The 18,660-nt window shown below is 73.6% G+C and carries 19 protein-coding genes, 1 tRNA gene and 3 pseudogenes; 10 read left to right on the top strand and 13 right to left on the bottom strand.

The features are described from left to right. Window positions 1-84: 84 nt before the first annotated feature. Both ACN9M0_RS12685 and ACN9M0_RS12680 read right to left on the bottom strand, forming a co-directional pair. A complete protein-coding gene (locus ACN9M0_RS12685; RefSeq protein ID WP_366036731.1) occupies window positions 85-441 on the bottom strand; it encodes a hypothetical protein in 357 nt (118 codons plus the stop codon). A 112-nt stretch (window positions 442-553) separates the two neighbouring features. Further along, window positions 554-1,171, bottom strand: a complete 618-nt coding sequence (locus ACN9M0_RS12680; protein WP_426403608.1) for a TetR/AcrR family transcriptional regulator — start codon at window positions 1,169-1,171, stop codon at window positions 554-556. 81 nt (window positions 1,172-1,252) lie between these two features. Here ACN9M0_RS12680 and ACN9M0_RS12675 point away from each other — a divergent pair, with 81 nt between their 5' ends. Beyond that, window positions 1,253-1,867, top strand: a complete 615-nt coding sequence (locus tag ACN9M0_RS12675) for a peroxiredoxin-like family protein (RefSeq protein WP_426403607.1) — start codon at window positions 1,253-1,255, stop codon at window positions 1,865-1,867. 31 nt (window positions 1,868-1,898) lie between these two features. Here ACN9M0_RS12675 and ACN9M0_RS12670 read toward each other — a convergent pair whose 3' ends face one another. The 4 genes from ACN9M0_RS12670 to ACN9M0_RS12655 are packed head-to-tail and all read right to left on the bottom strand — an operon-like array spanning window position 1,899 to window position 6,741. Beyond that, window positions 1,899-3,230 (bottom strand): AAA domain-containing protein, encoded by a 1,332-nt coding sequence (locus ACN9M0_RS12670; RefSeq protein ID WP_426403606.1) that lies wholly within the window; start codon window positions 3,228-3,230, stop codon window positions 1,899-1,901. A gap of 34 nt (window positions 3,231-3,264) precedes the next feature. Beyond that, on the bottom strand, window positions 3,265-4,854 hold the full coding sequence (locus tag ACN9M0_RS12665) for a hypothetical protein (RefSeq protein WP_366036737.1): 1,590 nt from the start codon (window positions 4,852-4,854) through the stop codon (window positions 3,265-3,267). Next, window positions 4,845-5,969 (bottom strand): hypothetical protein, encoded by a 1,125-nt coding sequence (locus tag ACN9M0_RS12660; protein WP_366036739.1) that lies wholly within the window; start codon window positions 5,967-5,969, stop codon window positions 4,845-4,847. The genes ACN9M0_RS12665 and ACN9M0_RS12660 overlap by 10 nt, the downstream gene beginning before the upstream one ends. After that, window positions 5,902-6,741 (bottom strand): phosphatase PAP2 family protein, encoded by an 840-nt coding sequence (locus ACN9M0_RS12655; protein WP_426403605.1) that lies wholly within the window; start codon window positions 6,739-6,741, stop codon window positions 5,902-5,904. The genes ACN9M0_RS12660 and ACN9M0_RS12655 overlap by 68 nt, the downstream gene beginning before the upstream one ends. 140 nt (window positions 6,742-6,881) lie before the next feature. Between ACN9M0_RS12655 and ACN9M0_RS12650 the strand changes: the two genes are divergently transcribed. After that, window positions 6,882-7,478: a histidine phosphatase family protein gene (locus ACN9M0_RS12650; RefSeq protein ID WP_366036742.1), complete on the top strand. Its 597-nt coding sequence runs from the start codon at window positions 6,882-6,884 to the stop codon at window positions 7,476-7,478. A 3-nt stretch (window positions 7,479-7,481) separates the two neighbouring features. On the opposite strand, the gene ACN9M0_RS12645 is transcribed toward ACN9M0_RS12650, so the two are convergent. Continuing rightward, on the bottom strand, window positions 7,482-8,771 hold the full coding sequence (locus ACN9M0_RS12645) for a tetratricopeptide repeat protein (RefSeq protein ID WP_366036744.1): 1,290 nt from the start codon (window positions 8,769-8,771) through the stop codon (window positions 7,482-7,484). Window positions 8,772-9,112: 341 nt separating this feature from the next. Here ACN9M0_RS12645 and ACN9M0_RS12640 point away from each other — a divergent pair, with 341 nt between their 5' ends. Both ACN9M0_RS12640 and ACN9M0_RS12635 read left to right on the top strand, forming a co-directional pair. Beyond that, window positions 9,113-9,520 carry a hypothetical protein gene (locus ACN9M0_RS12640; RefSeq protein ID WP_426405298.1) on the top strand — a complete coding sequence of 136 codons (408 nt, stop codon included), beginning with the start codon at window positions 9,113-9,115 and terminating at the stop codon, window positions 9,518-9,520. Between the two features lie 33 nt (window positions 9,521-9,553). After that, on the top strand, window positions 9,554-10,420 hold the full coding sequence (locus ACN9M0_RS12635) for a spermidine synthase (RefSeq protein ID WP_399699132.1): 867 nt from the start codon (window positions 9,554-9,556) through the stop codon (window positions 10,418-10,420). 7 nt (window positions 10,421-10,427) lie between these two features. Here ACN9M0_RS12635 and ACN9M0_RS12630 read toward each other — a convergent pair whose 3' ends face one another. After that, complete coding sequence (locus ACN9M0_RS12630; protein WP_426403604.1) at window positions 10,428-10,997, bottom strand: hypothetical protein; 570 nt, start codon at window positions 10,995-10,997, stop codon at window positions 10,428-10,430. A gap of 87 nt (window positions 10,998-11,084) precedes the next feature. Here ACN9M0_RS12630 and ACN9M0_RS12625 point away from each other — a divergent pair, with 87 nt between their 5' ends. The 3 genes from ACN9M0_RS12625 to ACN9M0_RS12615 all read left to right on the top strand — a co-directional run bounded on the left by ACN9M0_RS12625 (window position 11,085) and on the right by ACN9M0_RS12615 (window position 15,094). Then, the gene (locus tag ACN9M0_RS12625; protein ID WP_366036748.1) at window positions 11,085-11,798 is read left to right on the top strand and encodes a response regulator transcription factor; all 714 of its coding nucleotides are present in this window, start codon (window positions 11,085-11,087) and stop codon (window positions 11,796-11,798) included. Then, a complete protein-coding gene (locus ACN9M0_RS12620; RefSeq protein ID WP_366036749.1) occupies window positions 11,795-13,165 on the top strand; it encodes a sensor histidine kinase in 1,371 nt (456 codons plus the stop codon). Before ACN9M0_RS12625 ends, ACN9M0_RS12620 begins: the two co-directional genes overlap by 4 nt. A 414-nt stretch (window positions 13,166-13,579) precedes the next feature. Continuing rightward, complete coding sequence (locus ACN9M0_RS12615; RefSeq protein ID WP_426403603.1) at window positions 13,580-15,094, top strand: cellulose binding domain-containing protein; 1,515 nt, start codon at window positions 13,580-13,582, stop codon at window positions 15,092-15,094. A 106-nt stretch (window positions 15,095-15,200) separates the two neighbouring features. Here ACN9M0_RS12615 and ACN9M0_RS12610 read toward each other — a convergent pair. Continuing rightward, a pseudogene (locus ACN9M0_RS12610) lies at window positions 15,201-15,476 on the bottom strand (aspartate 4-decarboxylase); the annotation flags it as partial. A 249-nt stretch (window positions 15,477-15,725) separates the two neighbouring features. Between ACN9M0_RS12610 and ACN9M0_RS12605 the strand changes: the two are divergent. From ACN9M0_RS12605 to ACN9M0_RS12595, 3 genes and pseudogenes are all read left to right on the top strand, one after another. Beyond that, a pseudogene (locus tag ACN9M0_RS12605) lies at window positions 15,726-15,797 on the top strand (hypothetical protein); the annotation flags it as partial. Next, window positions 15,775-15,990, top strand: a pseudogene (locus ACN9M0_RS12600) (hypothetical protein); the annotation flags it as partial. The pseudogenes ACN9M0_RS12605 and ACN9M0_RS12600, both read left to right, overlap by 23 nt. A gap of 64 nt (window positions 15,991-16,054) precedes the next feature. Continuing rightward, window positions 16,055-16,240 carry a hypothetical protein gene (locus ACN9M0_RS12595; protein ID WP_399699125.1) on the top strand — a complete coding sequence of 62 codons (186 nt, stop codon included), beginning with the start codon at window positions 16,055-16,057 and terminating at the stop codon, window positions 16,238-16,240. Here the strand turns inward: ACN9M0_RS12595 and ACN9M0_RS12590 are convergent. The 4 genes from ACN9M0_RS12590 to ACN9M0_RS12575 all read right to left on the bottom strand — a co-directional run bounded on the left by ACN9M0_RS12590 (window position 16,232) and on the right by ACN9M0_RS12575 (window position 18,567). Then, window positions 16,232-16,304 (bottom strand) — tRNA-His (locus ACN9M0_RS12590). The genes ACN9M0_RS12595 and ACN9M0_RS12590 overlap by 9 nt on opposite strands. 117 nt (window positions 16,305-16,421) lie before the next feature. Then, entirely contained in the window at window positions 16,422-17,024 is a 603-nt protein-coding gene (gene orn / locus ACN9M0_RS12585; protein ID WP_366036752.1) for an oligoribonuclease, read from the bottom strand. A 51-nt stretch (window positions 17,025-17,075) separates the two neighbouring features. Beyond that, complete coding sequence (locus tag ACN9M0_RS12580; protein ID WP_366036753.1) at window positions 17,076-18,029, bottom strand: hypothetical protein; 954 nt, start codon at window positions 18,027-18,029, stop codon at window positions 17,076-17,078. Window positions 18,030-18,147: 118 nt separating this feature from the next. Continuing rightward, window positions 18,148-18,567 (bottom strand): peptidase inhibitor family I36 protein, encoded by a 420-nt coding sequence (locus ACN9M0_RS12575; RefSeq protein ID WP_366036754.1) that lies wholly within the window; start codon window positions 18,565-18,567, stop codon window positions 18,148-18,150. Window positions 18,568-18,660: the final 93 nt, after the last annotated feature.

Genomic DNA, 18,660 nt, shown 5'->3' with positions numbered 1-18,660 from the left:
CCCCCGGCATATGCCAGGGGTGCTTTTCGGTCAGATGTACGCCTGCGAGCCACGCGGGTGCCCGCGCGCCCACGCCCCCCGTGCTCAGTCCTCCGACGGGCGGCCGTTCGTCCGGATCAGGTCGCGGCCGAACTCGATCATTCTCCGGGCGTAGTCCTCGGTCCACTCGGCCCGCTCGGCGACGTCCGCCGCCGTCAGCCGGTCGAACCGGCGCGGATCCGCCAGCTGCGCCGCCGCGATCGCCTGGTACTCCGTCGCCCGGTCCGTCGCCGCCCGGAACGCGAGCGTCAGCTCCGTCGCCCGGGACAGCAGCTCGCGGGGATCCTCTATCGACTCCAGGTCGAAGAAGTGCTCCGGATCGGCGGTCGCCTCGGCAGGCTCGAAGATCAGCGGTGCCGGCCGAAGCCGCCGCTGTGCGCTCCGTTCCGCGGGTTCCGCCATCGTTCTTCTCCTCCTCGCGCAGGCACGGCCCGGAATCCCGGGCCGTCTTCCATTGTCCCGCGCCCCGCAAGAGCGCGAACCCTGCCCTGTGCGCCCCGCCCCGCGCGCCCCCCTACGTCCGGCCGAGGCCCAGCAGGAGCAGCCGCAGGCCGCCGAAGAACTCCTCGTCCGGGCCGATCGCGCGGGCGTCGCGTGCGGTCTCGGCGAGCAGGGGGAAGCGGTCGACGGGCAGCGCGGCGATGGCCTCCGTGCCCGGACCGGCGAGCGGCCCGAGGTGTTCGAGCTGGATGGCGCCGGTGACGTACCCGTGGAGCGCGCGCAGGGCCACGACCCGGCTCCCGCCGTCGATCCCCGCCTCGGCGAGGATCCCGAGCACGGTCTCCGACCAGAGCAGGCCGGCGGGGGTCCGGTGCCGGTGGGTGACGGTCAGCGGGATGGCCGCCGGATGCCGGACGACGGCGTCGCGCAGCCGCCGGACCATGAGCTCGACGCGCCCGCGCCAGGGGGCGTCCGTGGCGGGTGGCGTGGTGTCGACGGCGGCGAGGACGCGCTCGACCACGAGCCCCTCCAGCTCGTCGCGGTCGGTCACGTACCGGTAGAGCCCCATGGGGCTCATGCCGAGTTCCTTGGCGACGGTGCGCATGGAGAGGGCGGCGAGGCCGTCGCGGTCGATGACGGCGAGGGCTGCGACGGCCGGCTGGTCCGGGGTGAGGGAGCGGGGGCGTGGCATGACGGTTGACAGCGTACGCCCGACGCCTACGCTGGTAGGAGTACGCCGTACGCCTATGTCTCCCGTCGAGGAAGGTGTCCCATGCGCGCACCCCTGCCCCCGCCCCGCACACGAGGTCGTGTGGAGCCCGGCCGGACCGTCCCCGCCCGGATGCTCACCCCGGTCTTCGGCCCTCCGCTGGCCCTCCCGGACCGCGAGCGCCCCACCCACGTCCAGTTCCGGCGCTTCGCGGGCTGCCCGGTCTGCAACCTCCACCTCCGGTCGGTGGTCCTGCGGCACGACGAGATCGAACGGGCCGGGATCTCCGAGGTGGTGCTCTTCCACTCGCCGGCCGAGGAGCTCCGCACACACGTGGAGCACTTGCCGTTCCCCGTCGTCGCGGACCCGGGACGGCTGCTGTACGCCGAGTTCGGCGTGGAGTCCCACCGCCGGGCGCTGCTCGACCCGCGCGCCTGGCCGGCGATCGCCCGGGCCGTGCTCCGCAGCACCGGGCAGTTCCTCCGCGGCCGGGAACGCCCGCCGGCCTCCGCCCAGCCCGCCGGCCGACTCGGCCTCCCCGCCGACTTCCTGATCACCCCGGACGGCCGAGTCGCCGCCGTGAAGTACGGCGACCACGCCTACGACCAGTGGTCGGTGGACGAACTCCTCGCCCACGCGAAGGCGCTCGGAACGGCGGAGGGCGCAGCGGTAGAGTGATCGGGGGAGCGGGGCGTCCGGCGCCGTACGCTCACGGCGTCCAGGTCACCCGGTGTTCCTCCAGGTGGGAGAGGACCGCGTGGTTCGCCTCCCAGCCGTCGGGGAACGAGACCGCGACCCCCAGCTGCACCGGATCCGTCGACGGGTGCTCGTCGAGGAGCTCCGCCACGCCCGCGCGGCACACCACGACGCACGCGTGCCGGTGCCGGGAGGCCAGCACGCACAGCCGGCCCGTCTCCAGGTGGAAGGCGGTCGCGTCCGGGCGCCCCGAGAGCGGGTGGAGGACGACCGTCACGTCGTACTCGCGCCCCTGGAGCCGGTTCGCGGTGTCCACGGTCACGCCCGTCACGCCCAGCTCCGCGAGCGCCGCCCGGACCGCCGCCGCCTGGTCGCGGTGGGCGGTGCCGACGGCGATCCGGTCCGGGGTGAGCGGGACCGGGGTCTCCGAGCGCTCCGAGACCGCCGCGCCACCCCGGTCCAGGAGCCGGCGCACGACCAGGGAGACCGCGCCGACCGCCTCGGGATCGGTGCGCGGGGTGTGCCGCGCGGGGAGTTCGAGCAGCCCCCAGCCGGACTCGGCGGCCTCGTCGAGGACCCGGTCGGGGCCCGAACCGTCCGAGGCCACCCCGAACGACAGCTTCCGGTCCCCGTGCCCGGTGCCGCTGCGGAACGGCGTGTACGGGTAGAAGGCGTCCGACACCAGCGGCGCCGCCGAGGCGGGCAGCCGCCACGACACCGGCAGCCGGTGCTGCGGCAGCTCCGGGTTGTGCGCGAGCAGCGTGGAGACGGCGCTCGCCGACGGGTCGTACGCGAGCCCCGCCCACTGCTCCGCGCCCACCACCGAGAACGGGTCCAGCTGCCCGGGGTCGCCCACGAACAGCGCCCGCTCGAAGAGGCCCGCCACCGCGAGCAGCGCGTCCGAGCGCATCTGGTACGCCTCGTCGACGATCGCGTGCGCCCACGGTTCGACGTTCTTCACGTGCCCCCATTTGGCGGCCGTGGACAGGACGACCGGCAGCCCGGCCAGCTCGCCCGCCTTCGCCGACTTCCGTACGTTGGCCAGGTCGTCGAGCGCCTTGTCGTACGGGTCGGAGTCGCTCGAGTGCAGCCGGCCGACCTCCAGGTCGGGCTCCTTCTCGGCGAGCCGCAGCACCAGGTCGTCCACCTGCGCGTTCGTCTGGGCGACCACCATCAGGGGCCGCCCGGCGGCGGCCAGTTCGAGGGCGGCCCGGACCACGAGCGTCGACTTGCCGGCCCCGGGCGGGGAATCGACGACGACGCCCCGCGCGGTGCCGTGCAGGGTGTCCGAGAGGATGGCGCCGGTCGCGCGGGCGGCCTCGGCGGACGGGTCGAACACGCTCACAGCACGTCCTCGGGGGTCACGGCGTCGAACACGGTCACAGGACGTCCTCGGGGGTCACGGCGTCGGGCAGTTCCACGGCGTCCGCCCGGGGCGGCCCGCCGTGCGTCCACGGGGTCTCCTCGGGGTCCGGCAGCTTCGGACCGACCCGCTGGTCGTGCTCGAACAGCGTCCAGGCGATCCGCTCGCCCTTCACCGGCACCGAGCCCTCCGCGGGCTCCTTGGAGCGTCCCATCCGGTCCAGGATCCGCAGGAGCAGCGAGCCGTCCTCCTCGTACCGCACGAACTCGGCCGCCTGCGGCTTCCCGTCGAGCGACCGGTAGACCTTCACCCTCTCGCCCAGGTGCGGCCGGTCGTCCGTGCGGACCGTGACCAGCGGGCGCGGCGCGGGCCGCTTCGACTCCGTCCACGCCATCGTCACTTCGACCACCTCGGCCGCGAACGCCTCGCCCGCCAGCCGCCGCCCCGCCAGGACCAGCGGGTCGTCGAGCGCCTCCTGCGCCTCCAGCTGGCCCTGCGCCTGCTCGCGGGCGGCGAGCTTCTGCGCCGCCGTCACCGCGTCGTCCCGGCGCGGCTGCGGGGGCTCACCGGCCGCGACCCGGTCCCGGTGGCCGGTGAAGGACCAGCGGTCCCGGGTCCAGCGGTCCTCGACCCTGGCCCCCTCCGGCAGCTCCCGGAGCAGGCCGATCGCCCGCCAGACCGCGTCCCAGGTCGGCTTCAGCTGGGAGACGACGAGGCGGCGCAGCTCCCGCTCGGCCGCGTGCAGCTCGCCGAGGCCCGTGTCGGCCATCTCGCCGTCCTCGGCCGCGCCGAGTGCCTGCCGGGCCTTGTCGTACCGCTCGATCGCGGGCGCCAGGAGCTTGTTGTCGAAGGCCGGATCGGTGGCGGGACCGGCCGGCGGGCACAGCAGCTGGCCCTGGGAGTCCCGTCCCACCTCGGCCCGCAGCGCCGCGTCCGCGCCCGGCTCCCCGTCGTACGGATCGATCCAGGCCAGCAGCGCGCCCAGGTGCTGGTCCTCCAGGGAGGACTGGCCGGTCGCCCAGTGCCGGTTGAGGAGGTCGGTCGCGGCGAGGAGCAGCGAGGAGCCGGGCACCCGGGCCCGCTCGCCGAAGTGCGTCAGCCAGCGCCCGAGGAGCGGCACCCGGGGCGGCGCCGGGAACGGCGTCTCCGGGTCCTGCTCGGCCGTCCGCCGGAACCGCGTGGACCGCCCGAGCAGCCGCACGTACTCGACGCCCGCCCGGCTCGGCACGATCAGCTGCGGCGCGTCGGCGCACAGCTCGACCTCGACCTTCACCTTCTTGCCGGTCTCGGCGTCGACCTCGTTCCTCTCCGCCGTCTCGACGAGGTCCGTGAACGAGTCGATGTACGGCAGGACCTCCTCGGCCAGGTCGGCGAGGAACGCGAACCGCAGGTCACGGTCCCGGGGCTGCGGCACCACCAGGAGCCGGGGCTCCTCCGCGTCGGTGCCGACCAGCGCGCCCAGCGGGGCGCCCGCCTCACCGGCGGTCGTCAGCGGCACGAGGACCAGCGGCCGCGCGGACAGCCGCCGGTGCCGCACGGTCGCGAGGGGCTGCGCCCGGCCCGACTCGACGGCCTCCATCCGGGCGAGCGTGGAGATCAGCGACATGCCGCCACCCCCGCCAGCGCCTCCTCGCGCAGCGCCCGCGCCCGGCGCAGCGCGACCACCGCCGGGTCCTCCGAGTCGCCCTCCTCGCCGCGCGCCGCCGCCAGGACCGCGCCGACCGTCGTGAGGCCGCCCAGCTCGCCCCGTACCGAACGGCCCAGGGTCTCCACCGCGCCCGCCTCCCGGGAGCGCGACCGGCAGTGGAAGGCCAGCTCGCAGGCGGCCAGGCACTCCGGCGCGTACTGGTGGGGCACGCACTCCACGGCCGCCGTCAGCTCCTCCGGCGTCCGCTCCACCACGTCGAAGCTGGTGCCCTCCGGCAGGGCCCGGGCGATCTCGTCGATCCGGGTCAGCCGGGCCAGCTGCCGCCGGGTCACCGACCGCTGCTTGCGCACGTCGACGACCGAGGCCGTCGGCACGTTCGAGAAGTCCTTCGGGCAGACGAGCAGCACCGACTGCGCCACCCGCGCGCCCTCCGTACGGGCCGCCACCCGCTCCAGGGCCAGCACGTACACCGCGGCCTGGCGGGCCGCGGCCCCCACCTTCGACGCGTCGGCGGAACCGTCGATCATCGGGAACGACTTGATCTCCACCACCGTCCACCCGCCGTCGGGCCGGACCACCACCGCGTCCGGCTCCAGATAGACGGGGGAGCCGGCCACCTCCAGAGCGAGCAGCGGATGGTCGAGCAGGGTCCACGTCCCCGCCTCGGTCGCCTCCCGCAGTGCGAGCGCCGTCCGCGCCACCCGCCCCTCGGGCCCGGCCGCCGTCAGGTCCGGCACGGACACCTCGCCCGGCTCCTCGACGCCGATCAGGCGCAGCAGCTCGCGGCCGCCGTCCGCCTTGACCTTCGCCTCGAAGGAATTGCCCCGCACGATCGCGAACTGCGACTGCCCGAAGGGGGCCGGCGAGCCCAGCTTCGCGGCGAGCGCCGACTTGTCGACCCCGGCGCCGTCGAGGACGGCCCGCCGCCGGCAGCCGGGGTTGGCGGCCAGCGCCGCGAGTGCCCGGGCGTCCAGCGGACGCGGCACGACACCGGGTCCGCGCAGCTCAGCGAGCAGCGCTCGACTCGTCGTCTGCGGTGGTGCGGACAGACCGCTGTCCGGGGATGCGCTCACCCGTGGAAGTCTCGCATCCGCCACTGACAACCGGAGGCGCTTCCGCCCTTCCGCGGATCCGGTCGGCGAGCCGCAGCGCGTACGGGGTCAGGAGCAGACCGGCACCCATGACGGCCGCCCCCGCGACCGCGTCGAGCAGATAGTGATTGGCGGTCCCCATCACGACCAGTGCCGTGACCAGCGGATACGCCACGCCCAGGGCCTTCGTGAGCGGCGTCCGCCCGTACCGCCACAGCATCACCCCGCACCACAGCGCCCAGCCGACATGGAGGCTGGGCATCGCCGCGTACTGGTTCGTCATGCCGCCCAGCCCGCGCGGCGCGCTGGCCTCGCCGCCCCACCAGCCGTACGCGCTGAAGTGCGCCATCGTGTCCGCGAAGCCGTGCGCCGCGTGGAGCAGCCGGGGCGGGCAGGTCGGAAGGAGCGTGAAGCCGACCAGCCCGAGCAGGGTGGACAGCAGCAGCCAGGTGCGGGCGGCCCGGTAGTGCGCGGGACGGCGGCGGAAGAGCCACACCAGGACCGCCGGGGTCACGAGGTAGTGGAGCGAGGCGTACGCGAAGTCCGCCGGTATCCCGAGCGCGGGCACGCCCGTGAACAGCCGGTTCAGCGGGTGCTCGGCGTCGATCCCGAGGGTCTCCTCCAGGCGCAGGATCGCGAGCCCGTGGCCGACGGCCGAGGCCTCGCCGCCCTTCACCAGGAGCCGCCCGCCGGAGTAGGCCGCGTACACGACGGCGATCAGCGACAGCTCCACCCACCAGCGTGGCTTGCGCATGAAGAGTCCCCCAGTCGGTGATCGGCCCGGGGGAGGGGACGCCGGACGGCCCCCGGGGGTTGCCAGGCGGCCACCCCGAATTCACGTGGGCGAGAATGGGAGAGGCACGTCCGCACCGTGAAATCCTGGAGATCCTTCCCATGGCACCGCGCATCCTGCTCGCCCGGCACGGCCAGACCGAGTGGTCACTTCTCGGCCGGCACACCGGCAGGACCGACATACCGCTGCTCGACGAGGGGCGGCGCGGCGCGAAGCTGCTGGGCGAGCGCCTGCAGCGGGGCCCCTGGCAGGGGCTGCCGGGCATGGAGGTGCGCACCAGCCCCCTGGTCCGGGCGAGCGAGACCTGCGAGCTCGCCGGCTTCGGCGACCGGGCCGAGCCCTGGGACACGCTGATGGAGTGGGACTACGGGGCGTACGAGGGGCTCACCCCGGCCCAGATCCAGGACATCCGCCCCGGCTGGCTCATCTGGCGCGACGCCGTCCCCGAGGGCGAGTCCCTCGCCCAGCTCTCGGCCCGCGCCGACGAGGTCGTGGAGTGGGCCCGCTCCGCCGACCGCGACGTCCTGGTCTTCGCCCACGGCCACATCCTGCGCTCGATCGGCGCGCGCTGGCTCGGCGAGGACGTCTCCTTCGCCTCCCGCATCCGCCTCGACCCGACGAGCCTCTCGGTCCTCGGCTGGGCGTACGGCGCCCCGGCGATCGAGCGCTGGAACGACACGGGACACCTGGAGCAGTAACCCTCAGTACGTGTCGGCCAGGACCCGGCCGGTCTCCGAGAGCAGGTCGCGGATCCGGGCCGAGGCGATGCCGTCGAGGGAGTCCGCGACCCGCCGCGCCTCCGCCGCCGCCTCGTCCGGGCGGCCCGCGTGCGCCAGGGCCTTGGCGAGGTGGGCCCGGTAGAGCGCGAGGTTCCGGGCGAAGTGCGGGTTCTGCAGGACCGTGGCCCGGTGCGCGTGGCGGGCGGCGCGCCCCCACTCGCCGAGCGCCGACCAGCACCCGGCCTCCAGCGCCTCCCGCTCCGGCTCGCCGAAGAACGACATCCACTCGGGGTCGCCCTCGGCCGGGCCCCGGTCGAACCAGCCGTGGGCGCGGCCGAGGGCCTGCTCGCAGGCGGAGCGGTCGCCGAGCCCCGCCCACGCGCCCGCCTCCCGCAGCGACAGCAGCGAGAGCAGCCGCGCCGAGTCCAGCGGCTGCGCGGCCCGCAGGCCCGCCTGCGCCGCCCGCACCGCCTCGCGGTACCGGCCGGTGTCCCGGGCCAGGAACGAGGTGTTGCAGAAGGCGTGCGCCTCCAGGGCCGCGTTCCCCGCCACGCGGGCGGTGGCCAGGGCCTCCGCGTAGTGCGAGCGGGCGTCCTCGTGCCGGCCCGAGTCGTGGGCCAGCCAGCCGACGGAGAGGGAGAGCTCGCCCGCGCCCGCGTGCAGCCGGTCCTCGGTGGAGCGGCGGGTCATGGTGCCGGTGTCGAGGAGCGCGTAGGCGGTACGGAGCGGCTGGGACGCCACCTTGTAGAGCCCGTCGGCGCCGTGCCGGTCGTCGAGCAGACGGATCTGCCGTACGGCGTCCTCCACGGCCCGCACCTCGGCCTCGCCGATCCGGTGGGTGCCGCGGGGGGAGGGGATCGCGACGGCGGGGCCGCCGAGTCCCAGCGAGGCGACCGCCAGGGTGGCGGGGCCGCTCGTCATGAATGCGCGACGCAGCACGTCGCTCTCCTCATCGTTCCGGGTGGTGATGGCGGCGGGAGGCGCTGCCCCGGCCGGGACGGCCTGCCGCCGGCCGCGCACCGTCTCCCGCGCGGAGAACCCCAGGTCGGAGAGGCCCAGACCGGGGAACATGTGCAGGAAGACCCGCTCGTACGCGTAGTTGGGGCAGCGGATCTCGCCCGCCTCCACGCGTCCGATGTAGCGGGCGTCGCACGCGACCTGTTCGCCGATCTCCCGCGCCGCCCGGCGGACCGCCGCGGCGAACTCCGCCGGCGAGTGCTGTCCGCGGAGCCGGCGGAAGGCGAGATTGGGAACTGCCCGTGACATCGCCATGGCCGAGCCCTCTCCTGGTGCTGCCGGGTGTCCGGCGGCAAGAACGTACCTGCTGTGACCGGATGCGCACGCTGAGTTTGGCTACAAATCGGATATCTCGCCTGCGATCTGCCATGAACTGCCATCCTTTGCGGCGGCATCCCGCCGTAGCCGTTGACGCGCACGGGCGTTGAACCGTAAGGGAGAGACGGAACGTGTCTCCTCAGGAGCGAGGAGGGGTCCCCATGACGGAGATCGGTTCGCAGTCGGCCACGCGGCACGCACCCGCCCCGGAAGCCACGCGCCACGTGCCCGCCCCGGAAGCCATGCGCCACGTGCCCGCCCCGGACGCCACGCGGCACATGCCCGCCCCGGACGCCGACGGGCCGCAGGCCGCCGTCGGGCCCTGGGACCTGGTGACCGTCCCGGTCCGTCAGGGCCTGGAGGCCGTGGACATCCTGCGCCGCGCCGCCGCCCCCGCCGTCGGACCCGTCGTCCACGACGGCACCTGCGACACCCTCGGCTTCCTCGTGCCGCCGGGCACCGCCGCCGCCTGGGACATGCCGGGCAGCGCCTGTACGCGGACCTCGGGGCGCGGCCTCCGGCTCCCCGAGCTGCCGGAGCTCCCCGAACCGGCGGGCGACGCCCCCCGCCCGGCCGGCTGGCTGCTGCCCCCGGGCGACACGGACCCCGTCACCGACCCCGTCGTCCTGCGCGAGGCGCTCGGCGAGGCGGCCCGCCTCATCGAGGCGGCCGACGGCTGCCACTGAGCCGCCCGGGGACCGTGCCCCGATAATGGGCCCGTGGCCAGGAACAAGCAGAAGGACCGGGCGGCGGCGGTCGCCCCCGTCGTCGAGACCGTCGACGGCGGGCTCGCCGAACTCATACCCGACCGGGAACGCCCGCGCGGCTGGACGCTGCTCATCGACGGCGCCCCCCAGTCGCACGTCGACCTCGACGACCCGGCCCGCCTCACCTTCGAGTACCAGCGGCGCCTCGGCCACATCGCCGACCTCGCCGCCCCGCCGAACCGGCCGCTCCAGGTCGTGCACCTCGGCGGCGGCGCCTTCACCCTCGCCCGGTACGTCGCCGCGACCCGGCCCCGCTCCACCCAGCAGATCGTGGAGCTCGACGGACTCCTGGTCCAGCTCGTCCGCCGGGAACTGCCCCTCGACGCCGGGGCCCGCATCCGGGTCCGCTCCACCGACGCCCGCGCCGGCCTCGCCAAGATCCAGGACGGCTGGGCCGACCTCGTCATCGCCGACGTGTTCAGCGGGGCCCGCACCCCGGCCCACCTGACCAGCACCGAGTTCCTCGCCGAGGTGCGGCGGGTGCTGCGGCCCGGCGGCTTCTACGCGGCGAACCTCGCCGACGGCCCGCCCCTGACCCATCTGCGCGGCCAGATCGCCACCGCCTCCGCCGTCTTCCCCGAGCTCGCGCTCACCGCCGACCCGACGGTCCTGCGCGGGCGCCGCTTCGGCAACGCGGTGCTGCTCGCCTCGGACCGCGAGCTGCCCGTGGCCGAACTGACCCGCCGGGTCGCCACCGACCCGCACCCCGGGCGCGTGGAACACGGCCGGGCCCTCGCCGACTTCGCCGGCGGAGCGACCCCGGTGACCGACGCGAGCGCCAAACCCTCACCCGTACCGCCAGCGTCCGTCTTCCGCTGACGGGCGCCTACGTCTGCCGGTCCTCGATCTCGACCCGGGGCGCGCTGTCGTGCCACAGGCAGAAGACCGACAGTTCGCGGCCGTCCTTGGTGAAGGTGACCCGGATCCAGGTCGGCTGCTTCCACACCTGCATCTGCCAGCCGGACGCGGGCGTCGCCGAGACCAGTTCGGCCGAGGTCTCCCCGAGGTCGAAGGTGACCCGGCCGCCGTCCACGGGGTAGCTCTTCACCGACGAGGACGAGTCCGGCGGAGTGGTGGCCGGCGCCGGTGTCGTCGGCCGCGTCGTCCGCGCGGGAGTCGAGGACGGGGTGGCCGGGGGCGTACGGACGGCGCTGGGCGTGGACTTCGGGGTGGCGGGCGCGGAGGACGGCGTGCTCCCCGGGCTCAGGGTGGAGGAGGTCTGCGGGTCGCCGCCGGACGCGGGCGTACCGATGGTGGTGCCGGCCGGGAGGGGCAGCGCGCGCGGCGGGTCGTACACCGTGCCGGACAGCACCGTGTGCACTCCCCACCAGGACAGGGTGACCGCCGCGCCGGTGGCGAGCGACCAGGCCAGGGCGTGAACGAGTCCTCTTCGCACCGGGACATAGTGCACCACCCGGAAAAGGTCCGTACCGGAGGGTGGACATTGCCCGAGCCCTCACCCGAATGGCGTACGGTGCCGCCCATGGCAAGTGTGCTCGTGGTCGAGGACGACCAGTTCGTGCGCTCCGCCCTCATCCGGCAGCTGTCCGAGGCCTCCCACACCGTACGGAGCGTCGGCACGGCTCTGGAGGCGTTGCGCGAGGTCGCCCATTTCCGCTTCGACGTCGTGATCCTGGACCTCGGTCTGCCCGATCTCGACGGGTCCGAGGCGCTCAAGATGCTGCGCGGGATCACCGACGTCCCGGTGATCATCGCGACTGCCCGGGACGACGAGGCCGAGATCGTACGGCTCCTCCACGCCGGGGCCGACGACTACCTCGTGAAGCCCTTCTCGGTCGACCACCTCTCGGCCCGGATGGCCGCCGTCCTGCGCCGCTCCCGGTCCGCCGCGGGCGACGTGCCGCCCTCCCGTGCCCTCCGGGTCGGCGGGCTCACCGTCGACCCGCTGCGCCGTCAGGCGGAGCTCGACGGGGCGCCGTTGGACCTGACCCGGCGCGAGTTCGACCTGCTGGCCTTCCTCGCCGGGCGGCCCGGCGTCGTCGTCCCCCGCAAGGAGCTGCTCGCCGAGGTCTGGCAGCAGTCCTACGGGGACGACCAGACCATCGACGTACATCTGTCATGGCTGCGGCGAAAGTTGGGCGAAACGGCCGCCCGGCCCCGCTATCTGCACACCCTGCGCGGAGTCGGCGTGAAGCTGGAGCCGCCCCGCCGACAGGAACCGGGGCCGCAGCCGTGAGATGGGCGCTCGTCAAGGTGGCGGTCGCCGTCACCGTCATGGTCGTCGTCGCCTTCGCCGTCCCCCTCGGGCTCGTCGTCAAGGAGATGGCCCGCGACCGGGCCATCTCCAACGCCGAACGGCGGGCCGCCGGCCTCGCCCCCGTCCTCGCGATCACCACCGACCGCGACGAACTCGACAAGGCCGTCGCCACCACCGAGGACGGGGCCGCCGGCCGGCTCGCCATCCACGTCCCCGCCGCCGAACCCGGCGGGCAGGCCTTGGAGATCGGCACCCGGCGTGCAGGACCCGAGGAGCTCGCCGCCACCCGCACCCTCGGCCGCGCCTCCATCGCCGAGGTCCCCGGCGGCTTCGCGCTGCTCCAGCCCACCGCGATCAGCAGCGGCCAGGTCGCCGTCGTCGAGCTCTTCGTCCCCGAGGGCGACGTCAGCAACGGCGTCGCCACCGCCTGGCTCGTCCTCGCCGGAGTCGGCATCGCCCTGATCGTCGGCTCCGTCGCCGTCGCCGACCGCCTCGGCGCCCGCATGGTCCAGCCCGCCCAGCGGCTCGCGGGCGCCGCCCACGACCTCGGCGAGGGGAAGCTCGGCGCGCGCGTCCCCGAGGAGGGCCCGCCCGAACTCAAATCGGCCGCCGTCGCCTTCAACTCGATGGCCGACCAGGTCGTCCAGCTCCTCGCCAACGAACGCGAACTCGCCGCCGACCTCTCCCACCGGCTCCGCACCCCGCTCACCGTGCTCCGGCTCAACGCGGCCTCCCTCGGCTCCGGCCCGGCCGCCGACCAGACCCGGGCCGCCGTCGAACAGCTGGAGCGCGAGGTCGACATCATCATCCGCACCGCCCGCGACGCGAAGCCGCAGACCCAGGCGACCGGACCCGGCGCCGGCTGCGACGCCGCCGAAGTGGTCCGCGAACGCATGGAGTTCTGGTCGGCGCTCGCCGAGGACGAGGGCCGCCGGGTGCGGGTCGCGGGCGTCGAGCGCCCGGTCCGCATCCCCGTCGCCCGCCCCGAACTCGTCGCCGCCCTCGACGCCCTGCTCGGCAACGTCTTCCGCCACACCCCGGAGGGCACCGCCTTCTCCATCGACGTCCACAACGGCGACGACGCCGTCATCGTGCTCGTCTCCGACGCGGGCCCCGGCATCGCCGACCCCGCCGCCGCGCTCGCGCGAGGCACGGGCAGCGGACGCGACGGCTCCACCGGCCTCGGCCTCGACATCGTGCGCCGCATGGCCGAGTCGACGGGCGGCGACGTCCGCATCGGCCACTCCGTCCTCGGAGGTACGGAGGTACGGATCTGGATCGGGCTGGGCGGCGGCAGCAGCCGGACCCCTGCCGGGCGCCGCGGCGGCCGCCGCCGCGCCCGGTGAAGCCGTTGGGGTCCGATGGCTTCCTTGAGCGGAGCGTCTCTGATTGGCGTGACCCGAGCGTTGCTCGAGGCCTGCGCCGATCGTCTTCGTGCCCTGGTGCTTGAACGGCCGGAGCCTTCAGCCCGCGTGGCACGTCCCTCCGGACGCTGGTCGGCCGGGCCACAGGGCCCGCCGAGGAGGGTGCCCGACGTCGCCCGGGCGCCGGGCGTGCACGTGACGGTCTGTCAAGGGGCGGTCGCGTCGGGCCAATCCGCTGGTGAGGTGAGGGGTGAACCTTTTCTCGTTCCGATCTCCTCCTTAAGGGGAGCGTAAGAAATCCGACCCCAGCCCGGGCAGGCCCGTTTGTCCGTTTCCCCGGCGCTAGCGTGCTGCCGCACCCCACCCCCACCCCCGGCACGCAGAGGCAGGCATCCGATGGGCAGCAGTTCGCACCGGCGCAGGACGAGCACCCGCACCAAGGTCGTCGGAGCCGTCGTCGCGGCGGCCGTCGTCGGCGGCGCGGCCTTCGCGCTCACCGGCACCGCCCAGGCCGCCGCCGTCGGCGCCGCCTACACCAGGACCAGCTCCTGGACCGGCGGCTACACCGGCCAGTACGTCGTCACCAACGAGACCTCCACCGCCCAGTCCGACTGGACCCTGGAGTTCGACCTCCCGGCCGGCACCACCATCGGCTCCCTCTGGAACGGCGAGTACACCGTCTCCGGCAGCCACGTCACCGTGAAGCCCGCGAGCTGGAACAGGCAGCTGGCGCCCGGCCAGTCCGTCACCGTCGGCTTCGTCACCTCCGCCGCGGGCCAGGCCGGCGACCCCTCCGACTGCCTGATCAACAAGGCCGCCTGCTCCGCCGGAGGCGCCACCCCCACCCCCAGCGGCCGCCCCACCGAGCAGCCGACCGCGACCGCCTCCCCGAAGCCGACGGCCACCGCCACGGCGACCACGAGCCCGAAGCCGACGGCCACGGCCACCACGAGCCCGAAGCCGACCGCCACCGCGACCACGGCGCCGACCCCCACCCCGAGCACCCCCGCCCCCGGTACGGCCGCCAGGTACGCCCCGTACGTCGACACCTCGCTCTACCCGGCGTACGACCTGGTCGCGACCGCCGACGCCACCGGCGTGAAGGAGTTCAACCTCGCCTTCATCACCTCCGGCGGCTCCTGCGCCCCGCTGTGGGGCGGCGTCACCGACCTCGCGAGCGACAAGGTCGCGGCCCAGATCGGCGCCCTGCGCGCCAAGGGCGGTGACGTCCGCGTCTCCTTCGGCGGCGCCGCCGGCCACGAGCTGGCCCTGAACTGCTCGACCTCCTCGGCGCTCGCCGCCGCCTACGGCAAGGTCGTCGACCAGTACGAGCTCACCAAGGTCGACTTCGACATCGAGGGCGCGGCCCTGCCGGACACCGCCGCCAACACCCGCCGCTCGCAGGCGATCGCCCAGCTCCAGAAGGACCACCCGGGCCTGAACGTCTCCTTCACCCTGCCGGTCATGCCCGAGGGCCTGACCCAGCCGGGCGTGGACCTCCTCGCCGACGCGAAGCGGAACGGGGTCCGCGTCGACGCCGTCAACATCATGGCGATGGACTACGGCCCGGCGTACAGCGCCGACATGGGCACGTACGCGATCCAGGCAGCGACCGCGACCCAGGCCCAGATCAAGGGCGTCCTCGGACTGTCCGACGCGGCTGCCTGGAAGGCCGTCGCCGTCACCCCGATGATCGGCGTCAACGACGTCGCCAGCGAGGTCTTCAAGGTCGACGACGCCACCCAGCTCGTCGACTTCGCGAAGTCCAAGGGCATCGGCTGGCTCTCCATGTGGTCCTCGGCCCGCGACAAGCAGTGCGCGGCCGGCGCCGTGAACTACGCCGACCCCACCTGCTCCTCGGTCCTCCAGCAGCCGCTGGCCTTCACGAAGGCCTTCGGCGCCTACAAGTAGAGCCACCGCGCCCCCCACACCGCGCGCCCCGGCCGGAACCACCCCACCGCCGGCCGGGGCGCGCTCCTCCTCCGGCCGGCGGCCGTCGGCCGTCGACCTGCGCGCGCTACACCCGCGAGGCCCTCCACTCCTCCGCGTGGTCGTTGAAGATCGCCCGCAGGTGGTGGCCGATCTTCAGGTAGTCCAGGTCGTCGAGGTTGGCGAGCGAGACGCGGACCGACCACTCCGGGCCGTCGAAGCAGCCGCCGTTGAGCAGGACGACGCTGGTCTGCTCGGCGAGCCGGAACAGCGGGTCGACCGGCTCGTGGTTCTTCTCCAGGAAGTCCGCGAAGTCCTTGCCGTGCACCCGCTCCGCCTCCGCGAGGAGGTCGAGCTCGATGTAGCCGTCCGTCGTCGAACGTCTTCGACGGGTCCGGGATCTTGACCGTGTTCTGGCGGGCCCCAATGGTGGGAGCGCTCCCGCTCGTCTTTCCTCCACGACGGACACCGATGCGCAGAACACGGCACCTCCTCGCGGGGCTCGCCCTCGCCGCGGGCCTCCTCGCCGGCGGGACCCCCACCCAGACCGGCACCGCCCACCGCCCGGGACGCCGGCTGGAACGCCGCCGTCGCCGCCGGGGCCTCCGCCTCCTTCGGCTTCACCGGCACCACCCCCGTACCCACCGCCTTCACCCTCGGAGGTGCGACGTGCTCCGTCGCCTGATCGCCGCGGCGGCGCTGCTCGCCGTCCCCTGACCGTCACACCCGCGAGCGCCGCCGACGCGCCTCTGCGGGACCTCGCCGAGGCCCGCGGGATCCACCTCGGCACCGCCGCACTCCGCACCGGGACGGGCGCGGTCCGCACGACGGTGGGAACCGGTACGGCCCCGCTGGACGGCTGGACCGTCCGCTGGACCCAGCCCGCCGGCCGGCGGGTCACCCAGGCCTGGAACGCGACGGTGACTCGGGCGGGGGACGGAGGTGACGGCCTCGCACCTCCCGTACAACGCGGCGGTCCCACCGGGCGGCTCGACGGCCTTCGGCTTCAACGCCACCCCCGTCGGGCGCCAACCCGCCCCCGACGGCCCTCACCTGCACGTCGGGAACGCAGAAACGACTCAGGCCCCGGTTCTTTCGAACCGGGGCCTGAGCCAACAGGGTGAGTAACGGGACTTGAACCCGCGACATCCTGGACCACAACCAGGTGCTCTGCCAGCTGAGCTATACCCACCATGCCCGGCGGTTTTCCCGAAGGTTTCCCCGACCGGCCGAGAAGAAGTCTACAGGGTTCTGGAGGGTGCTCGCGCCCACGTTTTCCCGAGGGGGTTCCGAGGGCGCGAGCGGGCGGTCATTCGGCGGGTACGACGTGACGGGCCGCGATCTGCTTCGCCGTCTCCGAGTCGGGGCCGGGCTGCGGGACGAAGATCGCCTCGCGGTAGTAGCGCAGCTCGGCGATCGACTCGCGGATGTCGGCGAGCGCCCGGTGGTTGCCGTTCTTCTCCGGACTGTTGAAGTACGCCCTCGGGTACCAGCGGCGGGCCAGCTCCTTGACCGAGGAGACATCGACGATCCGGTAGTGCAGGTGGCTCTCCAGGGCGGGCATGTCGCGCGAGAGGAAGCCGCGGTCCGTGGAGACCGAGTTCCCGCACAGCGGTGCCTTGCCCGGCTCCTTGACGTGCTCGCGGATGTACGCGAGGACCTGGGCCTCCGCGTCGGCGAGCGTGGTGCCGCCGGCGAGCGCGTCGAGGAGCCCCGAGGCCGTGTGCATCTGGCGCACGATCTCGGGCATGGTCTCCAGGGCCGCGTCCGGCGGGCGGATCACGATGTCCACCCCGTCGCCGAGCACGTTCAGTTCCGAGTCGGTGACCAGTGCGGCCACCTCGATGAGTGCGTCGTCCGTCAGCGAGAGCCCGGTCATCTCGCAGTCGATCCACACCATGCGATCGTTCATGCGTCCTACCCTAAGACGTGATCGGCGTCTCGCCCCAGTTCCGCGCCAGGGTCACCCCCGGCCCCCGAGGACCTCGGCGGCGACCTTCAGCTGTCCCTGGACGGTTTTCCGCACCTGGTCGAGCTCCTCGGCGTGCTCCTCGATCGCCTGCTTCTGGTAGGCCACGTCGACGGCGTACCAGACACCCGCGACATTGTTCTTGATCTTGCACCGGGCATCCGCGGTGGCGACGGTCTTCTCCTCCGCGGACGCGGTCTCGCCGGCCCACTTCTTGTCGTCGGAGGCCTCGATCGGGGTCTTGTAGTGGTATCCGCTCTCCGCCATGCAGCGTGACCACGTGGCGAAGGCGGCCAGGACCCGCTGGTCCTGGAGCGACTTGCCGAAGCTGTCGAGATTCACGTCGTTGGCGACCTGCGCGTCCCCGTAGTCGCCCAGCTTCCGCTGCGCCTCGCCGATGCAGCCGCCCTCGGGCACCTTGTGACCGCCGAAATTCTGGCCGCCCTTTCCGTTCTTCTCCGCGGGATTCGCGGTGCCGGTGAGGATCAGGCGCTCGTTCGCGGTGAGCTTCACCCGCCGCTCCTTGGCCGCGTTCATCTCGGCTTCCGCGCCGGCGCCCGAGGAATCGGCTCCAGGATTCCGGTACCCGTAGACGGCCGTTTTCGCGGGGTCCAGTTTTCCGTACCGGTACTGGGAGACGGTCTGGCCGGAGGGCTCCGCGGTGAACATGGGTTCCTCGTACGCGAAGCCGAAACGCTTCATGCATTGCACGCGCAGCGCGTACTCGGCCCTCCCGAGCCTGTTCCACTGCTCCTCGGTGAGCAGATAGGCCTCCACGGGGACGGGGTCGACCACCGCCGTGGTGATGTTCGGAATCTCGACCGCGGCGGGAACTCCAGGTCCCTTCCCGGTTCCGTCGGCGGAAGTGCTGCCGCAGCCCGCGAGCAGGGCGGCCGCGAGCGAGACCGGAAGCGCGACCGAGAGGGTGCGGGGGAGGGGCGTTCCCATGGGCGTTGGTTCCTTCGGGACTGTCATCGGGTGGCGGAGGGGATCCGGCGCAGGAAGGGCACCGCGCCGGATTCCCTCCGGCGCGGTGCCCTCTCCACCGGCGCGACGTCGGGAATGCTCAGCCCGTTCCGTAGTCGATGAACTTGCCGGAGGCATTGTTGTTCTTCATCGTGGAATTGAGGTTCGCCTTGCCGTCCGCCGCGATGGTCTGGTAGGCGTAGTTGCCGTTGTAGTTCGAGTTGTAGTAGATCCGGATGCGGCTGAGCCTGTCCCAGTTGTCCACGGAGGCGGCGTTGTTCTTGACCTCCACTCCCGCACCGTTGCTGCCGGCGAGGCTGGCCTCGAAATAGCGGCCGGCATAGTCCGGGGTGTCGTACTCCTGCTTGTACATCGCTCCCTTGTAGTCGGAGTTGTAGTACAGGCAGGCGTGGAAGTCGGCGCACCCGATGACGGCGTTGGCGGGGGCCGCGAAGGTGAGGGTCGATCCGGCGACAGCCAGAGCGACGCCGGTGGCCGCGATGAGGCGTTTGACGTTCATCCGATTTCCTTTCGACGCGCGATGAGCCGGAAGCTATCAGGCGTCATGTCGGGAAAATTGACGCATGATCACCACTGTCGGGCGCACGTCTCC

The sequence above is a fragment of the Streptomyces sp. R-07 genome (assembly GCF_049913175.1).
Taxonomy (GTDB): Bacteria; Actinomycetota; Actinomycetes; order Streptomycetales; family Streptomycetaceae; genus Streptomyces.
Note: the sequence above shows the minus strand (reverse complement) of the source record. Positions and strands in the feature narration are given on the sequence as shown.